At 49.3% G+C, this 19,648-nt stretch carries 23 protein-coding genes; 19 read left to right on the top strand and 4 right to left on the bottom strand.

Annotation, left to right across the window (positions count from 1 at the left end; translation table 11 throughout):
* Positions 1–69 precede the first annotated feature (69 nt).
* The 11 genes from folC (at position 70) to rpnB (ending at position 10,360) form a co-directional block, all read left to right on the top strand.
* Positions 70–1,338 (top strand): bifunctional tetrahydrofolate synthase/dihydrofolate synthase, encoded by a 1,269-nt coding sequence (folC, locus tag C0K55_RS01330; RefSeq protein WP_105266023.1) that lies wholly within the window; start codon positions 70–72, stop codon positions 1,336–1,338.
* Positions 1,328–1,990 (top strand): cell division protein DedD, encoded by a 663-nt coding sequence (gene dedD / locus C0K55_RS01325; RefSeq protein WP_038354598.1) that lies wholly within the window; start codon positions 1,328–1,330, stop codon positions 1,988–1,990. Before folC ends, dedD begins: the two co-directional genes overlap by 11 nt.
* Before the next feature lie 256 nt (positions 1,991–2,246).
* Positions 2,247–2,735, top strand: coding sequence for a colicin V production protein (gene cvpA, locus C0K55_RS01320; RefSeq protein WP_000262105.1), 489 nt, complete (start codon positions 2,247–2,249; stop codon positions 2,733–2,735).
* 36 nt (positions 2,736–2,771) lie between these two features.
* A complete protein-coding gene (purF, locus tag C0K55_RS01315) occupies positions 2,772–4,289 on the top strand; it encodes an amidophosphoribosyltransferase (protein WP_000334207.1) in 1,518 nt (505 codons plus the stop codon).
* A 94-nt stretch (positions 4,290–4,383) separates the two neighbouring features.
* A complete protein-coding gene (gene ubiX, locus C0K55_RS01310; RefSeq protein ID WP_001516792.1) occupies positions 4,384–4,953 on the top strand; it encodes a flavin prenyltransferase UbiX in 570 nt (189 codons plus the stop codon).
* A gap of 264 nt (positions 4,954–5,217) precedes the next feature.
* Positions 5,218–6,000, top strand: a complete 783-nt coding sequence (argT, locus tag C0K55_RS01305; protein ID WP_000748242.1) for a lysine/arginine/ornithine ABC transporter substrate-binding protein ArgT — start codon at positions 5,218–5,220, stop codon at positions 5,998–6,000.
* 219 nt (positions 6,001–6,219) lie between these two features.
* On the top strand, positions 6,220–7,002 hold the full coding sequence (gene hisJ / locus C0K55_RS01300; RefSeq protein ID WP_105266024.1) for a histidine ABC transporter substrate-binding protein HisJ: 783 nt from the start codon (positions 6,220–6,222) through the stop codon (positions 7,000–7,002).
* Between the two features lie 90 nt (positions 7,003–7,092).
* Positions 7,093–7,779, top strand: a complete 687-nt coding sequence (gene hisQ, locus C0K55_RS01295; RefSeq protein WP_000965518.1) for a histidine ABC transporter permease HisQ — start codon at positions 7,093–7,095, stop codon at positions 7,777–7,779.
* On the top strand, positions 7,776–8,492 hold the full coding sequence (locus C0K55_RS01290; RefSeq protein ID WP_000569965.1) for an ABC transporter permease: 717 nt from the start codon (positions 7,776–7,778) through the stop codon (positions 8,490–8,492). Before hisQ ends, C0K55_RS01290 begins: the two co-directional genes overlap by 4 nt.
* 7 nt (positions 8,493–8,499) lie before the next feature.
* Positions 8,500–9,273, top strand: a complete 774-nt coding sequence (hisP, locus tag C0K55_RS01285; protein ID WP_001293593.1) for a histidine ABC transporter ATP-binding protein HisP — start codon at positions 8,500–8,502, stop codon at positions 9,271–9,273.
* Between the two features lie 196 nt (positions 9,274–9,469).
* Positions 9,470–10,360 carry a recombination-promoting nuclease RpnB gene (rpnB, locus tag C0K55_RS01280; RefSeq protein ID WP_105266025.1) on the top strand — a complete coding sequence of 297 codons (891 nt, stop codon included), beginning with the start codon at positions 9,470–9,472 and terminating at the stop codon, positions 10,358–10,360.
* A gap of 47 nt (positions 10,361–10,407) precedes the next feature.
* Here the strand turns inward: rpnB and C0K55_RS01275 are convergent, their stop codons facing one another.
* Genes C0K55_RS01275 through yfcG form a run of 3 tightly spaced genes read right to left on the bottom strand, consistent with a single transcriptional unit; the run spans position 10,408 to position 12,388 of the window.
* Positions 10,408–11,301, bottom strand: coding sequence for a TIGR01777 family oxidoreductase (locus tag C0K55_RS01275; protein WP_105266026.1), 894 nt, complete (start codon positions 11,299–11,301; stop codon positions 10,408–10,410).
* Positions 11,302–11,321: 20 nt separating this feature from the next.
* Positions 11,322–11,684, bottom strand: a complete 363-nt coding sequence (folX, locus tag C0K55_RS01270) for a dihydroneopterin triphosphate 2'-epimerase (protein ID WP_016249014.1) — start codon at positions 11,682–11,684, stop codon at positions 11,322–11,324.
* Positions 11,685–11,740: 56 nt separating this feature from the next.
* Positions 11,741–12,388, bottom strand: a complete 648-nt coding sequence (gene yfcG / locus C0K55_RS01265; RefSeq protein WP_105266027.1) for a GSH-dependent disulfide bond oxidoreductase — start codon at positions 12,386–12,388, stop codon at positions 11,741–11,743.
* 134 nt (positions 12,389–12,522) lie between these two features.
* On the opposite strand from yfcG, the gene yfcF reads away from it, so the two are divergent.
* The 3 genes from yfcF to yfcD are packed head-to-tail and all read left to right on the top strand — an operon-like array spanning position 12,523 to position 14,381.
* The gene (yfcF, locus tag C0K55_RS01260; RefSeq protein WP_000042426.1) at positions 12,523–13,167 is read left to right on the top strand and encodes a glutathione transferase; all 645 of its coding nucleotides are present in this window, start codon (positions 12,523–12,525) and stop codon (positions 13,165–13,167) included.
* A gap of 55 nt (positions 13,168–13,222) precedes the next feature.
* Positions 13,223–13,774: a phosphodiesterase gene (gene yfcE / locus C0K55_RS01255; protein WP_001516787.1), complete on the top strand. Its 552-nt coding sequence runs from the start codon at positions 13,223–13,225 to the stop codon at positions 13,772–13,774.
* Positions 13,775–13,832: 58 nt separating this feature from the next.
* Positions 13,833–14,381 carry an NUDIX hydrolase YfcD gene (gene yfcD / locus C0K55_RS01250; RefSeq protein WP_000437936.1) on the top strand — a complete coding sequence of 183 codons (549 nt, stop codon included), beginning with the start codon at positions 13,833–13,835 and terminating at the stop codon, positions 14,379–14,381.
* A 6-nt stretch (positions 14,382–14,387) separates the two neighbouring features.
* Here the strand turns inward: yfcD and C0K55_RS01245 are convergent, their stop codons facing one another.
* A complete protein-coding gene (locus C0K55_RS01245) occupies positions 14,388–15,407 on the bottom strand; it encodes a LacI family DNA-binding transcriptional regulator (RefSeq protein WP_105266028.1) in 1,020 nt (339 codons plus the stop codon).
* A 251-nt stretch (positions 15,408–15,658) separates the two neighbouring features.
* Between C0K55_RS01245 and C0K55_RS01240 the strand changes: the two genes are divergently transcribed.
* From C0K55_RS01240 to C0K55_RS01220, 5 genes are all read left to right on the top strand, one after another.
* Entirely contained in the window at positions 15,659–16,102 is a 444-nt protein-coding gene (locus C0K55_RS01240) for a PTS sugar transporter subunit IIA (protein WP_000935564.1), read from the top strand.
* Positions 16,103–16,181: 79 nt separating this feature from the next.
* Positions 16,182–16,454: a PTS sugar transporter subunit IIB gene (locus C0K55_RS01235; RefSeq protein WP_000699821.1), complete on the top strand. Its 273-nt coding sequence runs from the start codon at positions 16,182–16,184 to the stop codon at positions 16,452–16,454.
* Positions 16,455–16,476: 22 nt separating this feature from the next.
* On the top strand, positions 16,477–17,865 hold the full coding sequence (locus C0K55_RS01230; protein WP_001516785.1) for a PTS ascorbate transporter subunit IIC: 1,389 nt from the start codon (positions 16,477–16,479) through the stop codon (positions 17,863–17,865).
* Entirely contained in the window at positions 17,862–18,692 is an 831-nt protein-coding gene (locus C0K55_RS01225; protein WP_105266029.1) for a transketolase, read from the top strand. Before C0K55_RS01230 ends, C0K55_RS01225 begins: the two co-directional genes overlap by 4 nt.
* A complete protein-coding gene (locus C0K55_RS01220; RefSeq protein ID WP_000593041.1) occupies positions 18,685–19,638 on the top strand; it encodes a transketolase family protein in 954 nt (317 codons plus the stop codon). The genes C0K55_RS01225 and C0K55_RS01220 overlap by 8 nt, the downstream gene beginning before the upstream one ends.
* Positions 19,639–19,648 lie beyond the last annotated feature (10 nt).

Below are 19,648 nucleotides of genomic sequence, written 5' to 3'. Positions count from 1 at the left end.
TAACTGATAAGGGCAGGGCCGCTGGCTCTGCCCTTTTGCTATTATCCCCGTAATGAATCAGCGGATACCATGATTATCAAACGCACACCTCAAGCCGCGTCGCCTTTGGCTTCGTGGCTTTCTTATCTGGAAAACCTGCACAGTAAGACTATCGATCTCGGCCTTGAGCGCGTAAGCCAGGTGGCAGCGCGTCTCGGCATTCTGAAACCAGCACCGTTTGTGTTTACTGTCGCGGGTACTAATGGCAAAGGCACAACCTGTCGCACGCTGGAGTCGATTCTGATGGCGGCAGGGTACAAAGTGGGGGTCTACAGTTCGCCGCATCTGGTGCGTTATACCGAGCGCGTTCGTGTGCAGGGTCAGGAATTACCGGAATCGGCCCATACTGCCTCTTTTGCTGAGATTGAATCGGCACGCGGTGATATTTCTCTGACCTATTTCGAATACGGTACGCTGTCGGCGTTGTGGCTGTTCAAACAGGCACAACTTGACGTGGTGATTCTGGAAGTCGGGCTGGGCGGTCGTCTGGATGCCACCAATATTGTTGATGCTGATGTCGCGGTAGTGACCAGCATTGCGCTTGATCATACCGACTGGCTGGGGCCAGATCGCGAAAGCATTGGTCGCGAGAAAGCGGGGATCTTCCGCAGTGAAAAACCGGCGATTGTCGGTGAACCGGAAATGCCGTACACCATTGCCGATGTGGCGCAGGAAAAAGGTGCATTGCTGCAACGTCGCGGTGTTGAGTGGAATTATTCTGTCACAGACCATGACTGGTCGTTTACCGATGCTCACGGTACGCTAGAAAACCTGCCGTTGCCGCTTGTCCCACAACCAAATGCCGCAACGGCGCTGGCAGCACTTCGCGCCAGCGGCCTGGAGGTCAGTGAACAGGCAATTCGCGAGGGCATTGCCAGTGCAATTTTACCGGGACGTTTCCAGATTGTGAGTGAGTTGCCACGCGTCATTTTTGATGTCGCCCATAATCCACATGCGGCAGAATATCTCACCGGACGTATGCAAGCGTTACCGAAAAGCGGGCGCGTGCTGGCGGTTATCGGTATGCTACATGATAAAGATATTGCCGGAACTCTGGCCTGGTTGAAAAGCGTAGTTGATGACTGGTATTGTGCGCCACTGGAAGGGCCGCGCGGTGCTACAGCAGAGCAACTGCTGGAACATCTGGGTAATGGCAAACCATTTGACAGCGTTGCGCAGGCATGGGATGCCGCGATGGCGGACGCTAAACCGGAAGATACCGTGCTGGTGTGTGGTTCATTCCATACGGTCGCACATGTCATGGAAGTGATTGACGCGAGGAGAAGCGGTGGCGAGTAAGTTTCAGAATCGGTTAGTTGGCACAATAGTGCTGGTGGCGCTGGGGGTGATTGTGCTTCCAGGGCTGCTCGATGGGCAGAAAAAACATTATCAGGATGAGTTTGCAGCGATCCCTCTGGTGCCAAAACCAGGCGATCGCGATGAGCCTGATATGATGCCTGCCGCCACCCAGGCATTGCCGACACAGCCGCCTGAAGGGGCTGCAGAGGAGGTGCGTGCGGGAGATGCAGCGGCACCGTCACTCGATCCGGCAATCATTGCAGCCAATAATACTGAGTTTGAACCGGAACCTGCACCGGTTGCTCCACCGAAGCCGAAACCTGTGGAACCGCCGAAGCCGAAGGTGGAAACGCCACCAGCGCCGAAGCCAGAACCAAAACCTGCCGTCGAAGAAAAAGCGGCACCGACGGGTAAAGCGTATGTAGTGCAACTGGGCGCGCTGAAAAATGCCGATAAAGTGAATGAGATTGTTGCTAAGCTGCGTGGCGCGGGATATCGCGTTTATACGTCGCCGTCGACGCCAGTGCAGGGTAAAATCACCCGCATTCTGGTTGGGCCGGATGCTTCTAAAGAGAAGCTGAAAGGTTCGCTGGGTGAGTTGAGGCAGCTTTCTGGCTTGAGCGGCGTGGTGATGGGCTATACGCCGAATTAATACGGTTTGCCTGATGCGACGCTAACGCGTCTTATCAGGTCTACGCGGGAGCATAACCCCAGGTCGGATAAGGCGTTCACGCCGCATCCGACACGTATAGCCGGTGCCGCAAAGGCACAAAAAGTCGATGGCGTTGAATATTTTTTCAGCGCCATTTTTATTGATGCGCGGGAAGGAAATCCCTACGCAAACGTTTTCTTTTTCTGTTAGAATGCGCCCCGAACAGGATGACAGGGCGTAAAATCGTGGGACACATATGGTCTGGATTGATTACGCCATAATCGCGGTGATTGCTTTTTCTTCTCTGGTTAGCCTGATCCGCGGCTTTGTTCGTGAAGCATTATCGCTGGTGACATGGGGTTGTGCGTTCTTTGTCGCCAGTCATTACTACACTTACCTGTCAGCCTGGTTTACGGGCTTTGAAGACGAACTGGTTCGAAATGGGATTGCCATCGCGGTACTGTTTATCGCTACGCTTATCGTTGGCGCTATCGTGAACTTCGTGATAGGTCAGTTGGTGGAGAAAACGGGGTTGTCAGGCACCGATCGGGTGCTGGGCGTCTGTTTCGGTGCGTTGCGCGGCGTATTGATTGTTGCCGCTATTCTTTTCTTTCTCGACTCCTTTACCGGAGTGTCGAAAAGCGAAGACTGGAGCAAATCACAGCTGATCCCACAGTTCAGTTTTATCATCAGATGGTTTTTTGATTATCTGCAAAGCTCGTCAAGTTTCTTGCCCAGAGCGTAAGTGCTCTGAGATGTGGCTTAACGAGGAAAAAGACGTATGTGCGGTATTGTCGGTATCGCCGGTGTTATGCCGGTTAACCAGTCGATTTATGATGCCTTAACGGTGCTTCAGCATCGCGGTCAGGATGCCGCAGGCATCATCACCATTGATGCCAATAACTGCTTTCGTTTGCGTAAAGCGAACGGTCTGGTGAGCGATATATTTGAAGCTCGCCACATGCAGCGTTTGCAGGGCAATATGGGCATTGGTCATGTGCGTTACCCTACGGCTGGCAGCTCCAGTGCTTCTGAAGCGCAGCCGTTTTACGTTAACTCTCCGTATGGCATCACGCTTGCCCATAATGGCAATCTGACTAACGCTCACGAGTTGCGTAAAAAGTTGTTTGAAGAAAAACGCCGCCACATCAACACCACTTCTGACTCGGAAATTTTGCTTAATATCTTCGCCAGCGAACTGGATAACTTCCGCCACTATCCGCTGGAAGCCGATAACATTTTCGCCGCCATTGCCGCCACTAACCGTCTGATCCGTGGCGCATATGCCTGTGTGGCGATGATTATCGGCCACGGTATGGTTGCTTTCCGCGATCCTAACGGCATTCGTCCGCTGGTGTTGGGAAAACGCGATGTTGATGACAATCGCACAGAATATATGGTTGCCTCTGAAAGCGTTGCGCTCGATACCCTGGGCTTTGAGTTCCTGCGTGACGTCGCACCGGGCGAAGCGATTTACATCACTGAAGAAGGGCAGTTGTTTACCCGTCAGTGTGCCGACAATCCGGTCAGCAATCCGTGCCTGTTCGAGTATGTTTACTTTGCCCGCCCGGATTCGTTCATCGACAAAATTTCCGTTTATAGCGCCCGCGTTAATATGGGCACCAAGCTTGGCGAAAAAATTGCCCGTGAATGGGAAGATCTGGATATTGACGTGGTGATCCCGATTCCGGAAACCTCCTGCGATATCGCACTGGAAATCGCTCGCATTCTGGGTAAACCGTACCGCCAGGGCTTCGTGAAAAACCGCTACGTTGGCCGTACCTTTATCATGCCGGGCCAGCAACTGCGCCGTAAGTCTGTTCGTCGTAAACTGAACGCCAACCGCGCTGAGTTCCGCGATAAAAACGTTCTGCTGGTCGATGACTCCATCGTCCGCGGCACCACCTCTGAGCAGATTATCGAGATGGCGCGTGAAGCCGGAGCGAAGAAAGTGTATCTCGCCTCTGCCGCGCCGGAAATTCGTTTCCCGAACGTTTATGGTATTGATATGCCGAGCGCCACGGAACTGATCGCACACGGTCGTGAAGTGGATGAAATCCGCCAGATCATCGGTGCTGATGGGCTTATCTTCCAGGATCTAAACGATCTGATCGAAGCCGTTCGCGCTGAAAATCCGGATATTCAGCAGTTCGAATGCTCGGTGTTTAATGGCGTCTATGTCACCAAAGACGTTGATCAAGGCTACCTCGATTTCCTCGATACTTTACGTAATGACGACGCTAAAGCAGTGCAACGTCAGAACGAAGTTGAAAACCTGGAAATGCATAACGAAGGATAATACCTTCGTTCAGGGTGCCGGTCTGGCACCCTGACTTGCAACTCCCGCCGAAATCCTGCAAAGTCTGCCTGCAAGTCTGACAGGGCAATTATCTATGAAACGACTCATTGTAGGCATCAGCGGTGCCAGCGGCGCGATTTATGGCGTACGTTTATTACAGGTTCTGCGTGATGTCGCAGATGTTGAAACGCATCTGGTGATGAGCCAGGCAGCGCGCCAGACTTTATCCCTCGAAACGGATTTTTCCCTGCGCGAAGTTCAGGCATTAGCCGATGTCACCCATGATGCGCGCGATATTGCCGCCAGCATCTCTTCCGGGTCTTTCCAGACGTTGGGGATGGTGATTTTACCCTGTTCAATCAAAACCCTTTCCGGCATTGTCCATAGCTATACCGATGGTTTACTGACCCGAGCAGCAGATGTGGTACTGAAAGAGCGTCGCCCACTGGTGCTCTGCGTGCGTGAAACGCCGCTGCACTTAGGACACTTGCGTTTAATGACTCAGGCTGCGGAAATTGGTGCGGTAATTATGCCTCCCGTTCCGGCGTTTTATCATCGTCCGAAATCGCTTGATGATGTGATAAATCAAACGGTTAACCGTGTACTTGATCAGTTTACGATAACCCTTCCCGAAGATCTCTTTGCCCGCTGGCAGGGCGCATAACTTTGCTGTTGCCCTGTTTCGGGGCAATTTTGCAACCGTGATCAAATCCTCGACATTTTGTTCCTGCCATTGAATCGAAACGCTGCGATTCAACCGGCATACCTGCTATCTTCAACTTCAGGACAATAATGCAACGTCTTATTAACATATTTAACGTTGGATGTTTGAGCTGTTGTCAAGATGGCATAAGACCTGCATGAACGAGCCTGCAAACACACAACACAATACACAACATAAAAAAGCCATTTCACTTGAGGGTTATGTATGAAGAAGTCGATTCTTGCTCTGTCTTTGTTAGTCGGTCTGTCCGCAGCAGCTTCCAGCTCTGCGGCACTGCCGGAGACGGTACGTATCGGAACGGATACCACCTATGCGCCGTTCTCATCGAAAGATGCCAAAGGTGACTTTGTTGGCTTTGATATCGATCTGGGTAACGAGATGTGCAAACGCATGCAGGTTAAATGTACCTGGGTTGCCAGTGACTTTGATGCGCTGATCCCGTCACTGAAAGCGAAAAAAATCGATGCCATTATTTCATCGCTCTCTATTACTGATAAACGTCAGCAGGAGATTGCCTTCTCCGACAAGCTGTATGCCGCGGATTCTCGTTTGATTGCAGCTAAAGGTTCACCGATCCAACCAACGCTGGATTCGCTGAAAGGTAAACATGTTGGTGTGCTGCAAGGCTCCACCCAGGAAGCGTACGCCAATGACAACTGGCGCAGTAAAGGCGTCGATGTGGTGGCCTATGCTAACCAGGATTTGGTCTATTCCGATCTGGATGCAGGTCGTCTGGATGCCGCTCTGCAGGATGAAGTCGCTGCCAGCGAAGGTTTCCTCAAGCAACCCGCCGGTAAAGAGTTCGCCTTTGCTGGTTCATCAGTGAAAGACAAAAAATACTTCGGTGATGGTACAGGTGTAGGGCTACGTAAAGATGATGCCGAACTGAAAGCCGCCTTTGATAAGGCGCTTGGCGAACTGCGTCAGGATGGCACTTACGACAAGATGGCGAAAAAGTATTTCGACTTTAATGTCTATGGTGGCTGATACGTCGCAGGGAAGTAGCGCCTGATGGGGAATCATCATGGTGCATTCCAGGTTTGTTGCACTATCGTGGTGCATTAAAATGCATACTTAAGCAATTTTAATGAAAAATAATACGACTAACTGGCCTGGATATTTTGCCTTGTTGGTCAATTTTATGGCACGATAACTGTAACAAACCTGTAAATATTCCCTATAAAAAGACTGTCAGTTGAGGACATTATGAAAAAACTGGTGCTATCGCTCTCTCTGGTTCTGGCCTTCTCCAGCGCAACCGCTGCGTTTGCTGCTATTCCGCAAAATATCCGTATCGGCACCGATCCAACCTATGCACCATTTGAATCAAAAAATTTACAAGGCGAACTGGTTGGCTTTGATATTGATCTGGCGAAGGAGTTGTGCAAACGCATCAATACGCAATGTACCTTTGTTGAGAATCCGCTGGATGCGTTAATTCCGTCATTAAAAGCGAAGAAGATTGACGCCATCATGTCATCACTTTCCATCACGGAAAAACGTCAGCAGGAAATTGCCTTCACCGACAAACTGTATGCTGCCGATTCTCGTCTGGTGGTGGCGAAAAATTCTGACATCCAGCCGACAGTAGAATCGCTGAAAGGCAAGCGGGTAGGGGTATTGCAGGGCACCACCCAGGAGACATTTGGTAACGAACACTGGGCTCCCAAAGGCATTGAAATCGTCTCTTATCAGGGGCAGGACAATATTTACTCAGACCTGACTGCCGGACGTATTGATGCCGCGTTCCAGGATGAAGTTGCCGCCAGTGAAGGTTTCCTCAAACAGCCAGTCGGTAAAGATTACAAATTCGGTGGTTCGTCTGTTAAAGATGAAAAACTGTTTGGCGTAGGCACCGGCATGGGGCTGCGTAAAGAAGATAACGAACTGCGCGAGGCACTGAACAAAGCCTTTGCTGAAATGCGCGCTGACGGTACTTACGAGAAATTAGCGAAAAAGTACTTCGATTTTGATGTTTATGGTGGCTAATCGCCATCGGTGAAAGAAAGCCCGCTCCCTTCGAGGCACCGGAGGGAGATAAGAGGCGGTAAATTCACCACACACAACAGGACAGGCAGCATGTTGTATGGGTTTTCAGGTGTAATTTTACAGGGGGCGCTCGTCACGCTGGAGCTGGCTATCAGCTCTGTAGTGCTCGCTGTAATTATCGGTCTTATTGGCGCTGGCGGTAAGCTTTCGCAAAATCGGTTATCGGGACTGATTTTCGAAGGCTATACCACGCTGATACGCGGTGTGCCGGATTTAGTGTTAATGCTGCTGATATTCTACGGTTTGCAGATCGCGCTAAACACGGTGACGGAGGCGATGGGCGTCGGACAGATTGATATCGACCCGATGGTCGCCGGTATTATAACCCTGGGGTTTATCTACGGCGCTTACTTCACCGAAACGTTCCGCGGCGCGTTTATGGCGGTGCCGAAAGGGCATATTGAGGCGGCAACAGCATTCGGCTTTACCCGTGGGCAAGTGTTTCGGCGGATTATGTTCCCGGCGATGATGCGTTACGCCCTACCGGGGATTGGCAACAACTGGCAGGTCATTCTTAAATCAACGGCTCTCGTTTCGTTACTCGGACTGGAAGATGTGGTGAAAGCCACTCAACTGGCAGGCAAAAGTACCTGGGAACCATTCTATTTCGCCATCGTCTGTGGCGTGATTTATCTGGTTTTTACCACCGTTTCCAATGGTGTGCTGCTGTTCCTTGAGCGCCGCTACTCCGTGGGTGTGAAGAGGGCCGACCTGTGATCGAAATCTTACATGAATACTGGAAACCGCTGCTGTGGACTGACGGTTATCGCTTTACCGGTGTGGCGATCACTCTCTGGTTGCTGATTCTGTCGGTGGTGATGGGGGGGATTCTGGCGCTGTTTCTGGCGATTGGGCGCGTCTCAAGTAATAAATACATTCAGTTTCCCATCTGGTTATTTACTTATATTTTTCGCGGTACGCCGCTGTATGTTCAGTTGCTGGTGTTCTATTCCGGCATGTACACGCTGGAGATTGTTAAAGGCACCGAGTTCCTTAACGCCTTTTTCCGCAGTGGCCTGAACTGTACCGTGCTGGCATTGACGCTCAACACCTGTGCTTACACCACTGAGATTTTTGCCGGGGCGATCCGGTCGGTGCCGCATGGGGAAATTGAAGCTGCCAGAGCCTATGGTTTCTCAACCTTTAAAATGTATCGCTGCATTATTTTGCCGTCGGCACTGCGTATTGCATTACCGGCCTACAGCAACGAAGTGATTCTGATGCTGCACTCTACTGCGCTGGCGTTTACTGCCACGGTGCCGGATCTGCTGAAAATTGCCCGCGATATCAACGCCGCCACGTATCAACCTTTTACTGCCTTTGGCATTGCCGCGGTGCTCTATTTAATCATCTCTTATGTCCTGATCAGTCTCTTTCGCAAAGCGGAAAAACGCTGGTTGCAGCATGTGAAACCTTCTTCAACGCACTGAGAATACGATGTCCGAGAATAAATTAAACGTTATCGATTTGCACAAACGCTACGGCGAACACGAAGTGCTGAAAGGCGTTTCACTGCAAGCGAACGCCGGGGATGTGATCAGTATCATCGGATCGTCGGGATCAGGGAAAAGTACCTTTCTGCGCTGTATTAACTTCCTCGAAAAACCGAGCGAAGGCGCGATCGTGGTTAACGGGCAGAACATCAATCTGGTGCGCGATAAAGACGGCCAACTCAAAGTTGCCGATAAAAATCAGCTACGTTTACTGCGCACGCGCCTGACGATGGTGTTTCAGCACTTCAATCTCTGGAGCCATATGACGGTGCTGGAAAACGTCATGGAAGCGCCGATTCAGGTGTTGGGGCTGAGCAAGCAGGAAGCACGCGAGCGGGCAGTGAAATATCTGGCGAAAGTTGGCATAGACGAACGTGCGCAGGGGAAATACCCGGTGCATCTTTCCGGTGGTCAGCAACAGCGTGTTTCCATTGCACGGGCGCTGGCAATGGAACCGGAAGTTTTGCTGTTTGATGAACCTACCTCAGCGCTCGATCCAGAGCTGGTAGGCGAAGTTCTGCGCATTATGCAGCAACTGGCGGAAGAGGGGAAAACCATGGTGGTGGTGACTCATGAAATGGGCTTTGCTCGCCATGTCTCTACCCACGTCATTTTTCTCCATCAGGGGAAAATAGAAGAAGAGGGGACGCCGGAACAGTTATTTGGCAACCCGCAAAGCCCGCGTCTGCAACAGTTCCTTAAAGGATCACTGAAATAATTGCCTCTCCGGCGGCTAATGCTGCCGGAGTATTTTCAAGGCTAATTTGCGAGTTAGCTTCCATTGAAATGTATATATTTCAGCCCACTTAAAATACTTCTGAATTCGTTGTCCAAATATAAAAACTGCCTACTGCATTGGTTATAAAGGGTAGTTATTGTCTCGTCCTCTTAAATTTGATGGGTGACGGAACGCCATGACAATATCGACCACTTCCACGCCGCATGATGCGGTATTTAAATCCTTTTTACGCCATCCAGATACAGCACGAGATTTTATTGATATTCATCTTCCAGCACCGCTGCGCAATCTGTGTGATTTAACAACGTTAAAACTGGAACCAAACAGTTTTATTGATGAAAACCTGCGACAATATTACTCCGACGTCTTGTGGTCAGTGAAAACACAGGAGGGGATGGGGTATATTTATGTCGTCATTGAACACCAAAGTAAGGCGGAAGAATTAATGGCTTTTCGCATGATGCGTTATTCCATCGCGGCGATGCAAAACCATCTGGATGCGGGCTATAAAGAGCTTCCTTTGGTGATCCCAATGCTGTTTTATCATGGTTGCAGAAGTCCTTATCCTTATTCTCTCTGCTGGCTTGATGAATTTGCAGAACCTGCGATTGCCCGCAAAATTTACTCATCGGCTTTTCCGTTGGTAGATATTACTGTAGTGCCGGATGACGAGATTATGCAACACCGTAAAATGGCATTGCTGGAGTTAATTCAGAAACATATTCGCCAGCGCGACTTATTGGGTTTAGTGGAGCAAATTGTTTCTCTTTTAGTTACAGGGAACACTAATGACAGGCAGCTACAAGCACTGTTTAATTACGTTTTACAAACGGGGGATGCCCAGCGTTTCCGTGCATTTATTGGTGAGATAGCGGAACGAGCACCACAAGAAAAGGAGAAACTGATGACTATTGCTGACAGATTACGTGAAGAGGGCTCAATGCAGGGCAAACATGAAGAAGCTCTGCGTATTGCCCAGGAGATGCTGGAGAGAGGTTTAGACAGAGAGTTAGTTCTGATGGTAACCCGACTTTCGCCAGATGAGCTTCTGGCGCAAAGTCACTGATCCAGTAAACCCCGAGGCTACCTGGCGGATGTTCGCGGCAAAGCGTATCAGCGAACAACATCCGCCAGCGCTTCGTCTAAATCGTACCAGCGAAAAGCGAACCCCGCTTCTTCCAGCCTTTTTGGCAGCGCACGTTGTCCGCCCAATACCAGAACCGATGATTCCCCCATCAGCAAGCGAATGGCTGCGGCAGGGACGCGCATAATCGCCGGGCGATGCAGTGCATGGCCTAGCGCGTGGGCAAATTGTTCATTGTGTACCGGATATGGCGAAACCATATTAAATGGTCCCCGCAGATCGTTATCCAGCAGCCAGAGAATACCGTTAACCATATCATCAATATGAATCCAGGGCAGATACTGCCGACCGGAGCCAATCGGACCTCCCAGACCAAGGCGAAACGGTGGCAGCATTTTGCTGAGGATACCGCCATCTGGTGCCAGCACCACACCGGTTCGTAGCAGGCATACTCGTGTTTTGTCACTTTGTGCCCGACAAGCTATTTCTTCCCAGCGGGCACAGAGTTTATGGGTAAATTCGTTATGCGGCGGTTCTTCTTCGGTGACCACCACTTCACCTAAATCGCCATAATATCCCGCCGCCGAGCCTGAAATAAGCACTGACGGCGGCGAGTCACTGGCGTTAATCAAATCCACCAGTTTTTGCGTGATATTCCAGCGACTTTGACAGAGGAGATCTTTTTGCTCGTGAGTCCAGCGTTTATCAGCAATGGGTTCACCAGCCAGGTTGACCACCACATCCACGCCGTTGAGATTACGTTGTTCGGCAAGCCCTTGCCATAGTGTCACCTGAGGGCCGAGGACGGAGCTGGCTTTCTGCGGGGTACGCGTCATCACCGTGACCTGATGCCCCAACTCCAGCAAACGAGGGATTAAATGACGACCAATTAATCCCGTCCCTCCGGTGATCACTATATTCATGCAGCCTCCCGATATGGCGGTTAACGCTGCCAGCTCAAGGTCATTGATACCGAATCGGCGTAGCGCAGCGCGTGAAGTTTATCGATCTCCACTTCAGCATACGTCACCCAGTGATGTTCACGTGCGATATCGAGCACATCCTGAGTTAATTTTTCCAGCAAAGAGAAACGGTTATTCTCTACATGCTGGATGATGTTTTTAGTAATGGTGCGATAATTCAGCGCGTCGTTAATATCTTCGCTGGTGCGCGCTTTATCGGCGGGGTAGTGGATCGTAACGTTGATAACAATATCCTGACGGTTGTTAATCTCTTCGTCTTTAATTCCGATAAACGTACGTAAACGAAGGTTCTTTATACGAATAATAGCGGCAGGTTGTGCCATTGCAGGTTCTCCGTTGTTTTATTTAGGATTAAATAATACACGAGAACCCGGTTCTGTTAACTATTCGAAATCTCATCATTTACTTGCGCTTTTAGCAGCGCCTGCCCGGTAGCAGGACGCGAACGGATTCGCTCATACCAGTTTTTTACTGCCGGATACATCGCGAGGTCAATGCGCTGGCGAGCCCAGACATTGACCCACGGCCAGCAGGCAATATCTGCAATGCTGTAGTTTTCTCCGCCCAACCAGGGGGAGTTTTCCAACCGCTTATTCAGTACGTGATAGAGACGTTGGGTTTCAACCTGATAACGTTCAATTGCGTAAGGAATGCTTTGTGGTGCAGCGTGGTTAAAATGATGATTTTGCCCGAGCATCGGCCCCAGGCCGCCAACCTGCCAGAATAACCACTGTAATGTGGCGGCGCGTTCACGCGGTTCATGGCTCAAAAAGAGCCCTGTTTTCTCTGCCAGATACAACAAAATAGCCCCCGACTCAAACATGCTTAATGGTTTGCCGCCGTCAATTGGGGAGTGATCGACAATTGCCGGAATTTTATTGTTCGGTGAAATGCGCAAAAACTCCGGGCGAAACTGACTGCCTTTACCGAGGTCAACTTTGATTAAGCGATAATCCAGCCTTGCCTCTTCGAGAAACAACGTGATTTTGTGACCATTCGGTGTGGGGGCGAAATAGAGATCGATCATCGCAGCTCCGGTTATCTAATAATCTGAACATCTCAAGTATAGAAACCGTGGCGACTTGTGTGAGTTTTCATCACGTAACGGTGACAAAAAGGCTCTATAGTTTGATAGCAAGCCCATTTATCGCTGAGGACATAATGAGTAAACCCGCTATCACGCTTTGGTCAGATGCCCATTTTTTCTCCCCTTATGTGTTATCCGCCTGGGTGGCGTTGCAGGAAAAAGGTCTGCCTTTTCATATGAAGACCATCGACCTCGACAGCGGTGAACATTTGCAGCCGACGTGGCAAGGTTATGGGCAGACACGGCGCGTGCCGTTGTTACAAATTGATGATTTTGAGTTGAGTGAATCCTCTGCCATTGCAGAATATCTGGAGGACTGTTTTGCGCCGCCGACCTGGGAGCGTATTTATCCGCTTGATTTACAACACCGGGCGCGGGCACGGCAGATTCAGGCCTGGCTACGCAGCGATCTGATGCCCATCCGCGAAGAACGTTCTACGGATGTCGTTTTTGCCGGTGCGAAGAAAGCGCCACTATCGGCAATGGGAAAAGCCAGCGCGGAGAAACTGTTCGCGATGGCAGAACATTTACTGGCGCATGGTCAGCCGAATCTGTTTGGCGAATGGTGTATTGCGGATACTGATTTAGCGTTAATGATTAATCGTCTGGTACTACATGGTGATGAGGTGTCGGAACGTCTGGTGGATTATGCGGCATTCCAGTGGCAGCGGGCTTCAGTTCAGCGTTTTATTGCACTTTCAGCAAAGCAATCTGGCTGATAGCAACGACAGAATCCAGTATCATAGCTTACGTTTTTTCGACGAGGAGTGAGTGATGAAACTGATGTTTGCATCGGACATTCATGGGTCGTTACCGGCGACGGAACGTGTTCTGGATTTATTTGCCCAAAGCGGTGCCCAGTGGTTGGTGATTCTCGGAGACGTGCTGAATCATGGGCCGCGAAACGCCCTGCCTGAAGGGTATGCGCCAGCCAAAGTAGCCGAACGGCTGAATGAGATGGCGCATAACATTATCGCCGTGCGCGGCAACTGCGACAGCGAAGTGGACCAAATGCTACTGCATTTCCCGATAACCGCGCCGTGGCAACAGGTGTTACTGGAAAAACAACGTCTGTTTTTGACGCATGGCCATCTGTTTGGCCCGGATAATCTGCCTGCTTTAAACCAGAACGACGTGCTGGTGTATGGTCATACCCATCTACCAGTAGCGGAAAAGCGGGGGGATATTTTCCACTTTAACCCCGGTTCGGTAAGCATTCCGAAAGGCGGCTATCCGGCGAGTTATGGCACGCTGGATGATGACGTACTAAGCGTAATCGCACTCAATGATCAAAGTATCATTGCGCAGGTCGCGATTAATCCGTAATTTACCCCACAACTCAAAATGCGCCGTAAGAGCGCCAGAAAAAGAAGGTTTCCTGATAATGGAACAGCGTCGTTTGGCAAGTACTGAATGGGTGGATATTGTCAATGAAGAGAACGAAGTCATTGCACAAGCCAGCCGGGAACAAATGCGGGCACAGTGTCTGCGCCATCGTGCAACTTACATCGTTGTGCATGATGGTATGGGCAAAATTCTTGTGCAGCGTCGTACCGAGACAAAAGACTTTTTACCCGGCATGTTAGATGCGACCGCAGGTGGCGTGGTCCAGGCCGATGAACAACTGCTGGAATCCGCACGTCGCGAGGCGGAAGAAGAGTTGGGCATTGCCGGAGTCCCCTTTGCCGAGCACGGGCAGTTCTATTTCGAAGATAAAAATTGCCGTGTCTGGGGCGCGTTATTCAGTTGTGTCTCCCACGGTCCTTTCGCTCTCCAGGAAGATGAAGTCAGTGAGGTTTGCTGGCTGACGCCGGAAGAAATTACCGCACGTTGCGATGAGTTCACACCAGACTCGCTGAAAGCCCTGGCATTGTGGATGAAGCGCAATGCCAGGAATGAAGTAGAAACGAAAGAAGATCCAGAAGAGGCTTAATAAGTTTCAGCAGCTTTCACGTAAACACAAACTGGGAGCGATGAGTACCTGATCGCTCCAGTTACCTTCTCTAATTCGTTCCAGCAAAGCCTTTCCTGCCTCCAGACCAATTTTCCTGTGAGGAACGGCCATTGTTGTTAATGGTGGTTGGCAAACTTTACTAACGTCACTGTCACCAAATCCCACTACGGCGAGATCGTCTGGTACTTTGATGCGTCTTCGTTGACATTCATACAGAACACCGCAGGCCAACTCATCTGACACACATACCAGGGCATCCAGTTCCGGCCATGCGAGTAAAAATTCCGGTAATTGTGATGCTCCGGTGGAAAAAACCGGTGGCAGAGCAGCGTTAATAACACGGTTGGGAGACATATGATGGCGTAACATAGCTTTATACCATCCCTGTAAATGCTGCTGAAAGATCCACTGTTCCTGGTTGGCGCATAGCAAACCGATATTCTGATAACCACGTTGTACCAGCATATCCGTCAGTTCGAACATTGCTGCGACATTATCAATGCCAATGTTCATATCAATCGGATCGGTACGAATGGCACCGATTTCCATAACGGGAATCGAGGCATTTTTGAGCCAGTTACGCACGGTATTATTATGCTCAACACTGAGCAAAATCGCTGCGGCGATATTAGAAGCCAGCAGAGTTTCCAGCAGTTTTTCTTCTTGCTCCAGACGATGGCGTGACTCAGCCAGGATTATCTGATATCCCGCTGGTTGTAGTACATGTTGCAGCCCGGCAAACATTTCCGTGCATCCTGCTTCAGCCAGGTTTGGTACGACCATTACAATCGTGTGCGAAGATGCCGATGCCAGCGCGCTTGCAGTGAGGTTGGGCATGTACCCTAATTCATTAACTGCGGCTTCAATCTTCTCCCGCAGTTTATCGGAAACTTGTTCGGGAGTGCGTAACGCTCTGGATACAGTCATTGTGCCAACTCCTGCGAGTTGCGCGACATCGGCGATAGTGACTTTACCAGTACTACGACGTTTTCGGGTTATTGCCATACAAAATCCTGCTCAGCGACTACATATGGAGATCTTTTTTTACTTATCATCAACGGCTTCCTGTTGGTAGCAGAGTATACCCCTTAATTTCTGGTAGAAGTTTGGATTTCATCAGTGAAATCCGTTTTGATAGCGCTATCACAAATATGAATGATACATACTGATAGCGCTATCTTTGTGAGATTGATCTCAGATATGCCGCCGTTGCTTGCTTAAAGTCTGCTCATTGACACGGAAAATGAGGAGGACAAGTGCTTAATACCTGGCTTTCTGATTCAACAATCGCATTACGAAAGAATGTCACAACCTGGCAGCAAGCATTAGATATTTGTGCCAGACCGTTACTGGAGGCGGAGATAATTACGACGGATTATCTCAGTGCGATAAAAACACAACATGAAAAACTGGGGCCTTATTATGTCCTGGCGCCTGGGCTGGCAATGCCCCATGCCCGACCAGAAGAAGGTGCAAAAGGATTGGGGTTATCATTATTAAAACTCGAAGAAGGTGTCAGTTTTAATGCAGAGGAATTTGATCCTGTAGATGTCATCATTTTACTTGCCGCACCAGATAAACACAGCCATATCGAAATGATATCTGCACTGGCTGAGTTATTCTCCAGTGAGAAGGATTTACAGGAATTGCATCAGGCTCGCAACCTGGAGGAAATAAAAACGATAATTTCACGATTCTAATTACATTCAAAATTCAGTCTTGTCACAACATTACGCCGTTGCGTGATGAGAACTTCTACAACTTAACATGGTGAATATAATGAAAATTATGGCTATTTGTGGCTCAGGGCTTGGTAGTAGTTTTATGGTCGAAATGAATATTAAAAAAGTTCTGAAAAAAATGGAGATAGAAGCGGAAGTGGAACATTCCGATCTCTCATCAGCAACGCCAGGGGCTGCCGATTTATTTGTGATGGCTAAAGATATTGCCGCCAGTGCCAGCGTACCGGAAAGTCAGTTGGTGGTTATCAACAACATCATTGATATTAATGAACTTGAAACGCAACTGCGTAACTGGTTCGCAAAACAATAACCTTAATTGAAGCGAGGTGGATATGTTTATCCTTGAAACGCTGAATTTTGTTGTTGATATACTCAAAGTACCCTCGGTACTGGTCGGCTTGATTGCCTTAATCGGTCTGGTTGCTCAGAAAAAAGCATTTTCAGATGTTGTTAAAGGCACAATTAAAACCATTCTCGGATTTATTGTTCTGGGCGGTGGTGCCACTGTTCTGGTTGGTTCTTTAAATCCGCTGGGTAGTATGTTTGAACATGCCTTTAATATTCAGGGTATCATTCCGAATAATGAGGCTATTGTTTCTATTGCGTTGGAAAAATATGGCGCGTCGACGGCGCTTATTATGGCATTTGGTATGGTGGCGAATATTATTGTTGCCCGCTTTACCCGCCTGAAATATATTTTTCTGACCGGACACCACACATTTTATATGGCCTGCATGATTGGTGTGATTCTGACAGTGGCTGGTTTTGAAGGTATATCACTGGTATTTACCGGTTCTCTTATTCTGGGATTAGTGATGGCGTTTTTCCCTGCGTTAGCACAACGTTACATGAGGCGTATTACTGGGAATGATGAAATCGCTTTTGGTCACTTTGGTACTTTGGGGTATGTACTCTCTGGCTGGATTGGCAGCATGTGCGGTAAAGGTTCGCGTTCCACCGAAGAGATGAATTTGCCCAAAAATCTGAGCTTCCTGCGCGATAGCTCCATCTCTATTTCCCTTACGATGATGGTGATTTATCTGATCATGGCGATCAGTGCGGGGCGCGAGTACGTTGAAAGCCAGTTTAGTGGCGGTCAAAACTACCTTGTCTACGCCATTATTATGGCCATCACCTTCGCCGCAGGCGTATTTATCATTCTGCAAGGTGTGCGTTTAATCCTTGCTGAAATTGTTCCGGCATTTACCGGATTTTCAGAAAAGCTGGTGCCGAATGCGCGTCCCGCCCTCGATTGTCCGGTTGTGTATCCGTATGCGCCAAATGCAGTGTTAGTTGGCTTCTTATTTAGCTTTCTTGGTGGTTTGGTGGGGCTATTTTTGTTGGGACAGATGAAACTGGTGCTGATTCTTCCTGGTGTCGTTCCTCACTTCTTCACCGGAGCAACTGCGGGTGTATTTGGTAATGCTACGGGTGGGCGTCGCGGCGCGATGATTGGTGCTTTTGCGAATGGTTTATTGATTACCTTCCTGCCAGTGCTGTTATTGCCAGTTCTGGGGGCGATAGGCTTTGCAAATACGACCTTTTCCGATGCGGATTTTGGTGCTGTCGGCATCGTTCTCGGGAACCTGGCGCGTTATCTCTCGCCTTTTGCCATAACCGGACTTGTAGTAGCGCTATTTGTGCTGCTGGTTGCCTGGAACATTTTCGCCAATAACAAACTCGCTGCCAAAGTGCAGGAGAAGAGCGGAGCCAAATCATGAATGTTAAAGAAGTGACACAACTTGCACGGGATATTCGTATCCAGACGCTTAAATCATTAACTCATCTTGGCTTTGGTCATTATGGTGGCAGCATGTCTGTTGTGGAAACGCTGGCAGTTCTTTATGGCGCGGTGATGAAAATTGATCCTGCTGATCCCGACTGGCCTGATCGTGACTATTTTGTATTGTCAAAAGGGCATGCCGGACCTGCGCTCTACAGTACTCTGGCGCTGAAAGGTTATTTTCCACTGGAAGAATTAAGCACCTTAAATCAGAACGGAACTCGCTTACCAAGTCATCCGGATCGGCTAAAAACGCGTGGTGTTGATGCCACTACAGGATCGCTGGGGCAGGGGATATCCATTGCAGGAGGGATGGCGCTGTCGCATAAACTGGCGGGGCGCAAGAATCGGGTTTTTTGTATTGTTGGCGATGGTGAACTTAACGAAGGCCAATGTTGGGAAGCCTTCCAGTTTATTGCTCATCATCGTTTGAATAATCTCACTGTGTTTGTGGACTGGAACAAACAGCAGCTTGATGGCGAACTGGATGAAATTATTAATCCATTTGATTTAGAAGGAAAATTTCGCACTTTCGGTTTTGATGTCGTGACAGTGAAGGGCGATGATATTGAGGGGTTGTTGAATGTAGTTAAACCTGTTCTACCAGCCGAGGCGAGACCGAGAGTAGTCATTCTCGATAGTATCAAAGGGCAGGGGGTAGCGTGTCTTGAGCAACTCAGTAATTCTCATCATTTACGCCTCACGGAAGAAATGAAGGAGACGCTAAACGAAACAATTCGCCAACTGGAGGCCATGCATGATTAAGCTCGCACCGGCAGGACAAAAAGACAGCATCGAGATGCGCAAAATTTATGCAGGCTTTATTGCGCAACAGATTGAAAACGGTAATTCTGTCATTGCCCTTGAGGCTGATTTAATGAGTTCCATGGCAATGGACAGCGTGGCGCGGGATTATCCACAGTACGTCATTAATTGCGGCATTATGGAAGCTAATGTTATCGGCACCGCTGCAGGGCTGGCCTTAACCGGGCGCAAGCCATTCGTGCATACCTTTACCGCATTTGCCAGTCGTCGCTGTTTTGATCAGCTCTTTATGTCGCTTGATTACCAGCGTGCTAATGTCAAAGTGATTGCTTCTGATGCGGGTGTTACCGCTTGCCACAATGGCGGGACACATATGTCATTTGAAGATATGGGAATTGTGCGTGGGCTGGCGCATTCGGTGGTGATGGAGATGACCGATGCGGTGATGTTTAGTGATATTTTACGCCAGCTTGTAGAGCTTGATGGGTTTTACTGGGTTCGTACGATCCGTAAGCAAGCGACAAGTATTTATTCTCCTGGGACAACCTTCTCTATTGGTAAAGGCAATGTACTGCGTGAAGGTACTGACATCACGCTGATTGCTAATGGCATTATGGTGGCTGAAGCCCTGGAGGCCGCACGTCAACTGGAACAGAGCGGTGTAAGTGCGGCAGTAATTGATATGTTTACTCTTAAACCTGTTGACCGAATGTTGATTAAAAATTATGCCGAGAAAACGGGGCGTATTGTGACCTGTGAAAACCATAGTATTCACAATGGGCTAGGGTCAGCCGTTGCCGAGGTATTAGTCGAAAGTTGCCCAATACCAATGCGTCGCGTGGGCGTGAAGGAGCGTTATGGTCAGGTTGGAACTCAGGACTTTTTACAGAGAGAGTACGGGTTAACCGCGCATGATATTGTGGCGGCAGCCAGAGAGCTATTGTAATCAGTTCCCC

Origin of the sequence: Escherichia sp. MOD1-EC6098 (assembly GCF_002965865.1) — a bacterium.
Lineage (GTDB): Bacteria > Pseudomonadota > Gammaproteobacteria > Enterobacterales > Enterobacteriaceae > Escherichia > Escherichia marmotae.
The sequence above is the reverse complement of the archived record's forward strand: the minus strand, read 5'-3'. Positions and strand labels throughout refer to the sequence as shown.

Bases quoted from the DNA above. Each gene is read 5' to 3' on its own strand.
- C0K55_RS01235 (WP_000699821.1), top strand. From the start codon at position 16,182: ATGAAAATTATGGCTATTTGTGGCTCAGGGCTTGGTAGTAGTTTTATG.
- hisJ (WP_105266024.1), top strand. From the start codon at position 6,220: ATGAAAAAACTGGTGCTATCGCTCTCTCTGGTTCTGGCCTTCTCCAGC.
- C0K55_RS01220 (WP_000593041.1), top strand. From the start codon at position 18,685: ATGATTAAGCTCGCACCGGCAGGACAAAAAGACAGCATCGAGATGCGC.
- yfcE (WP_001516787.1), top strand. From the start codon at position 13,223: ATGAAACTGATGTTTGCATCGGACATTCATGGGTCGTTACCGGCGACG.
- folC (WP_105266023.1), top strand. From the start codon at position 70: ATGATTATCAAACGCACACCTCAAGCCGCGTCGCCTTTGGCTTCGTGG.
- hisP (WP_001293593.1), top strand. From the start codon at position 8,500: ATGTCCGAGAATAAATTAAACGTTATCGATTTGCACAAACGCTACGGC.
- C0K55_RS01275 (WP_105266026.1), bottom strand. From the start codon at position 11,301: ATGAATATAGTGATCACCGGAGGGACGGGATTAATTGGTCGTCATTTA.
- C0K55_RS01230 (WP_001516785.1), top strand. From the start codon at position 16,477: ATGTTTATCCTTGAAACGCTGAATTTTGTTGTTGATATACTCAAAGTA.
- yfcF (WP_000042426.1), top strand. From the start codon at position 12,523: ATGAGTAAACCCGCTATCACGCTTTGGTCAGATGCCCATTTTTTCTCC.
- ubiX (WP_001516792.1), top strand. From the start codon at position 4,384: ATGAAACGACTCATTGTAGGCATCAGCGGTGCCAGCGGCGCGATTTAT.
- cvpA (WP_000262105.1), top strand. From the start codon at position 2,247: ATGGTCTGGATTGATTACGCCATAATCGCGGTGATTGCTTTTTCTTCT.
- yfcD (WP_000437936.1), top strand. From the start codon at position 13,833: ATGGAACAGCGTCGTTTGGCAAGTACTGAATGGGTGGATATTGTCAAT.
- hisQ (WP_000965518.1), top strand. From the start codon at position 7,093: ATGTTGTATGGGTTTTCAGGTGTAATTTTACAGGGGGCGCTCGTCACG.
- argT (WP_000748242.1), top strand. From the start codon at position 5,218: ATGAAGAAGTCGATTCTTGCTCTGTCTTTGTTAGTCGGTCTGTCCGCA.
- folX (WP_016249014.1), bottom strand. From the start codon at position 11,684: ATGGCACAACCTGCCGCTATTATTCGTATAAAGAACCTTCGTTTACGT.
- rpnB (WP_105266025.1), top strand. From the start codon at position 9,470: ATGACAATATCGACCACTTCCACGCCGCATGATGCGGTATTTAAATCC.
- C0K55_RS01225 (WP_105266029.1), top strand. From the start codon at position 17,862: ATGAATGTTAAAGAAGTGACACAACTTGCACGGGATATTCGTATCCAG.
- yfcG (WP_105266027.1), bottom strand. From the start codon at position 12,388: ATGATCGATCTCTATTTCGCCCCCACACCGAATGGTCACAAAATCACG.
- C0K55_RS01245 (WP_105266028.1), bottom strand. From the start codon at position 15,407: ATGGCAATAACCCGAAAACGTCGTAGTACTGGTAAAGTCACTATCGCC.
- purF (WP_000334207.1), top strand. From the start codon at position 2,772: ATGTGCGGTATTGTCGGTATCGCCGGTGTTATGCCGGTTAACCAGTCG.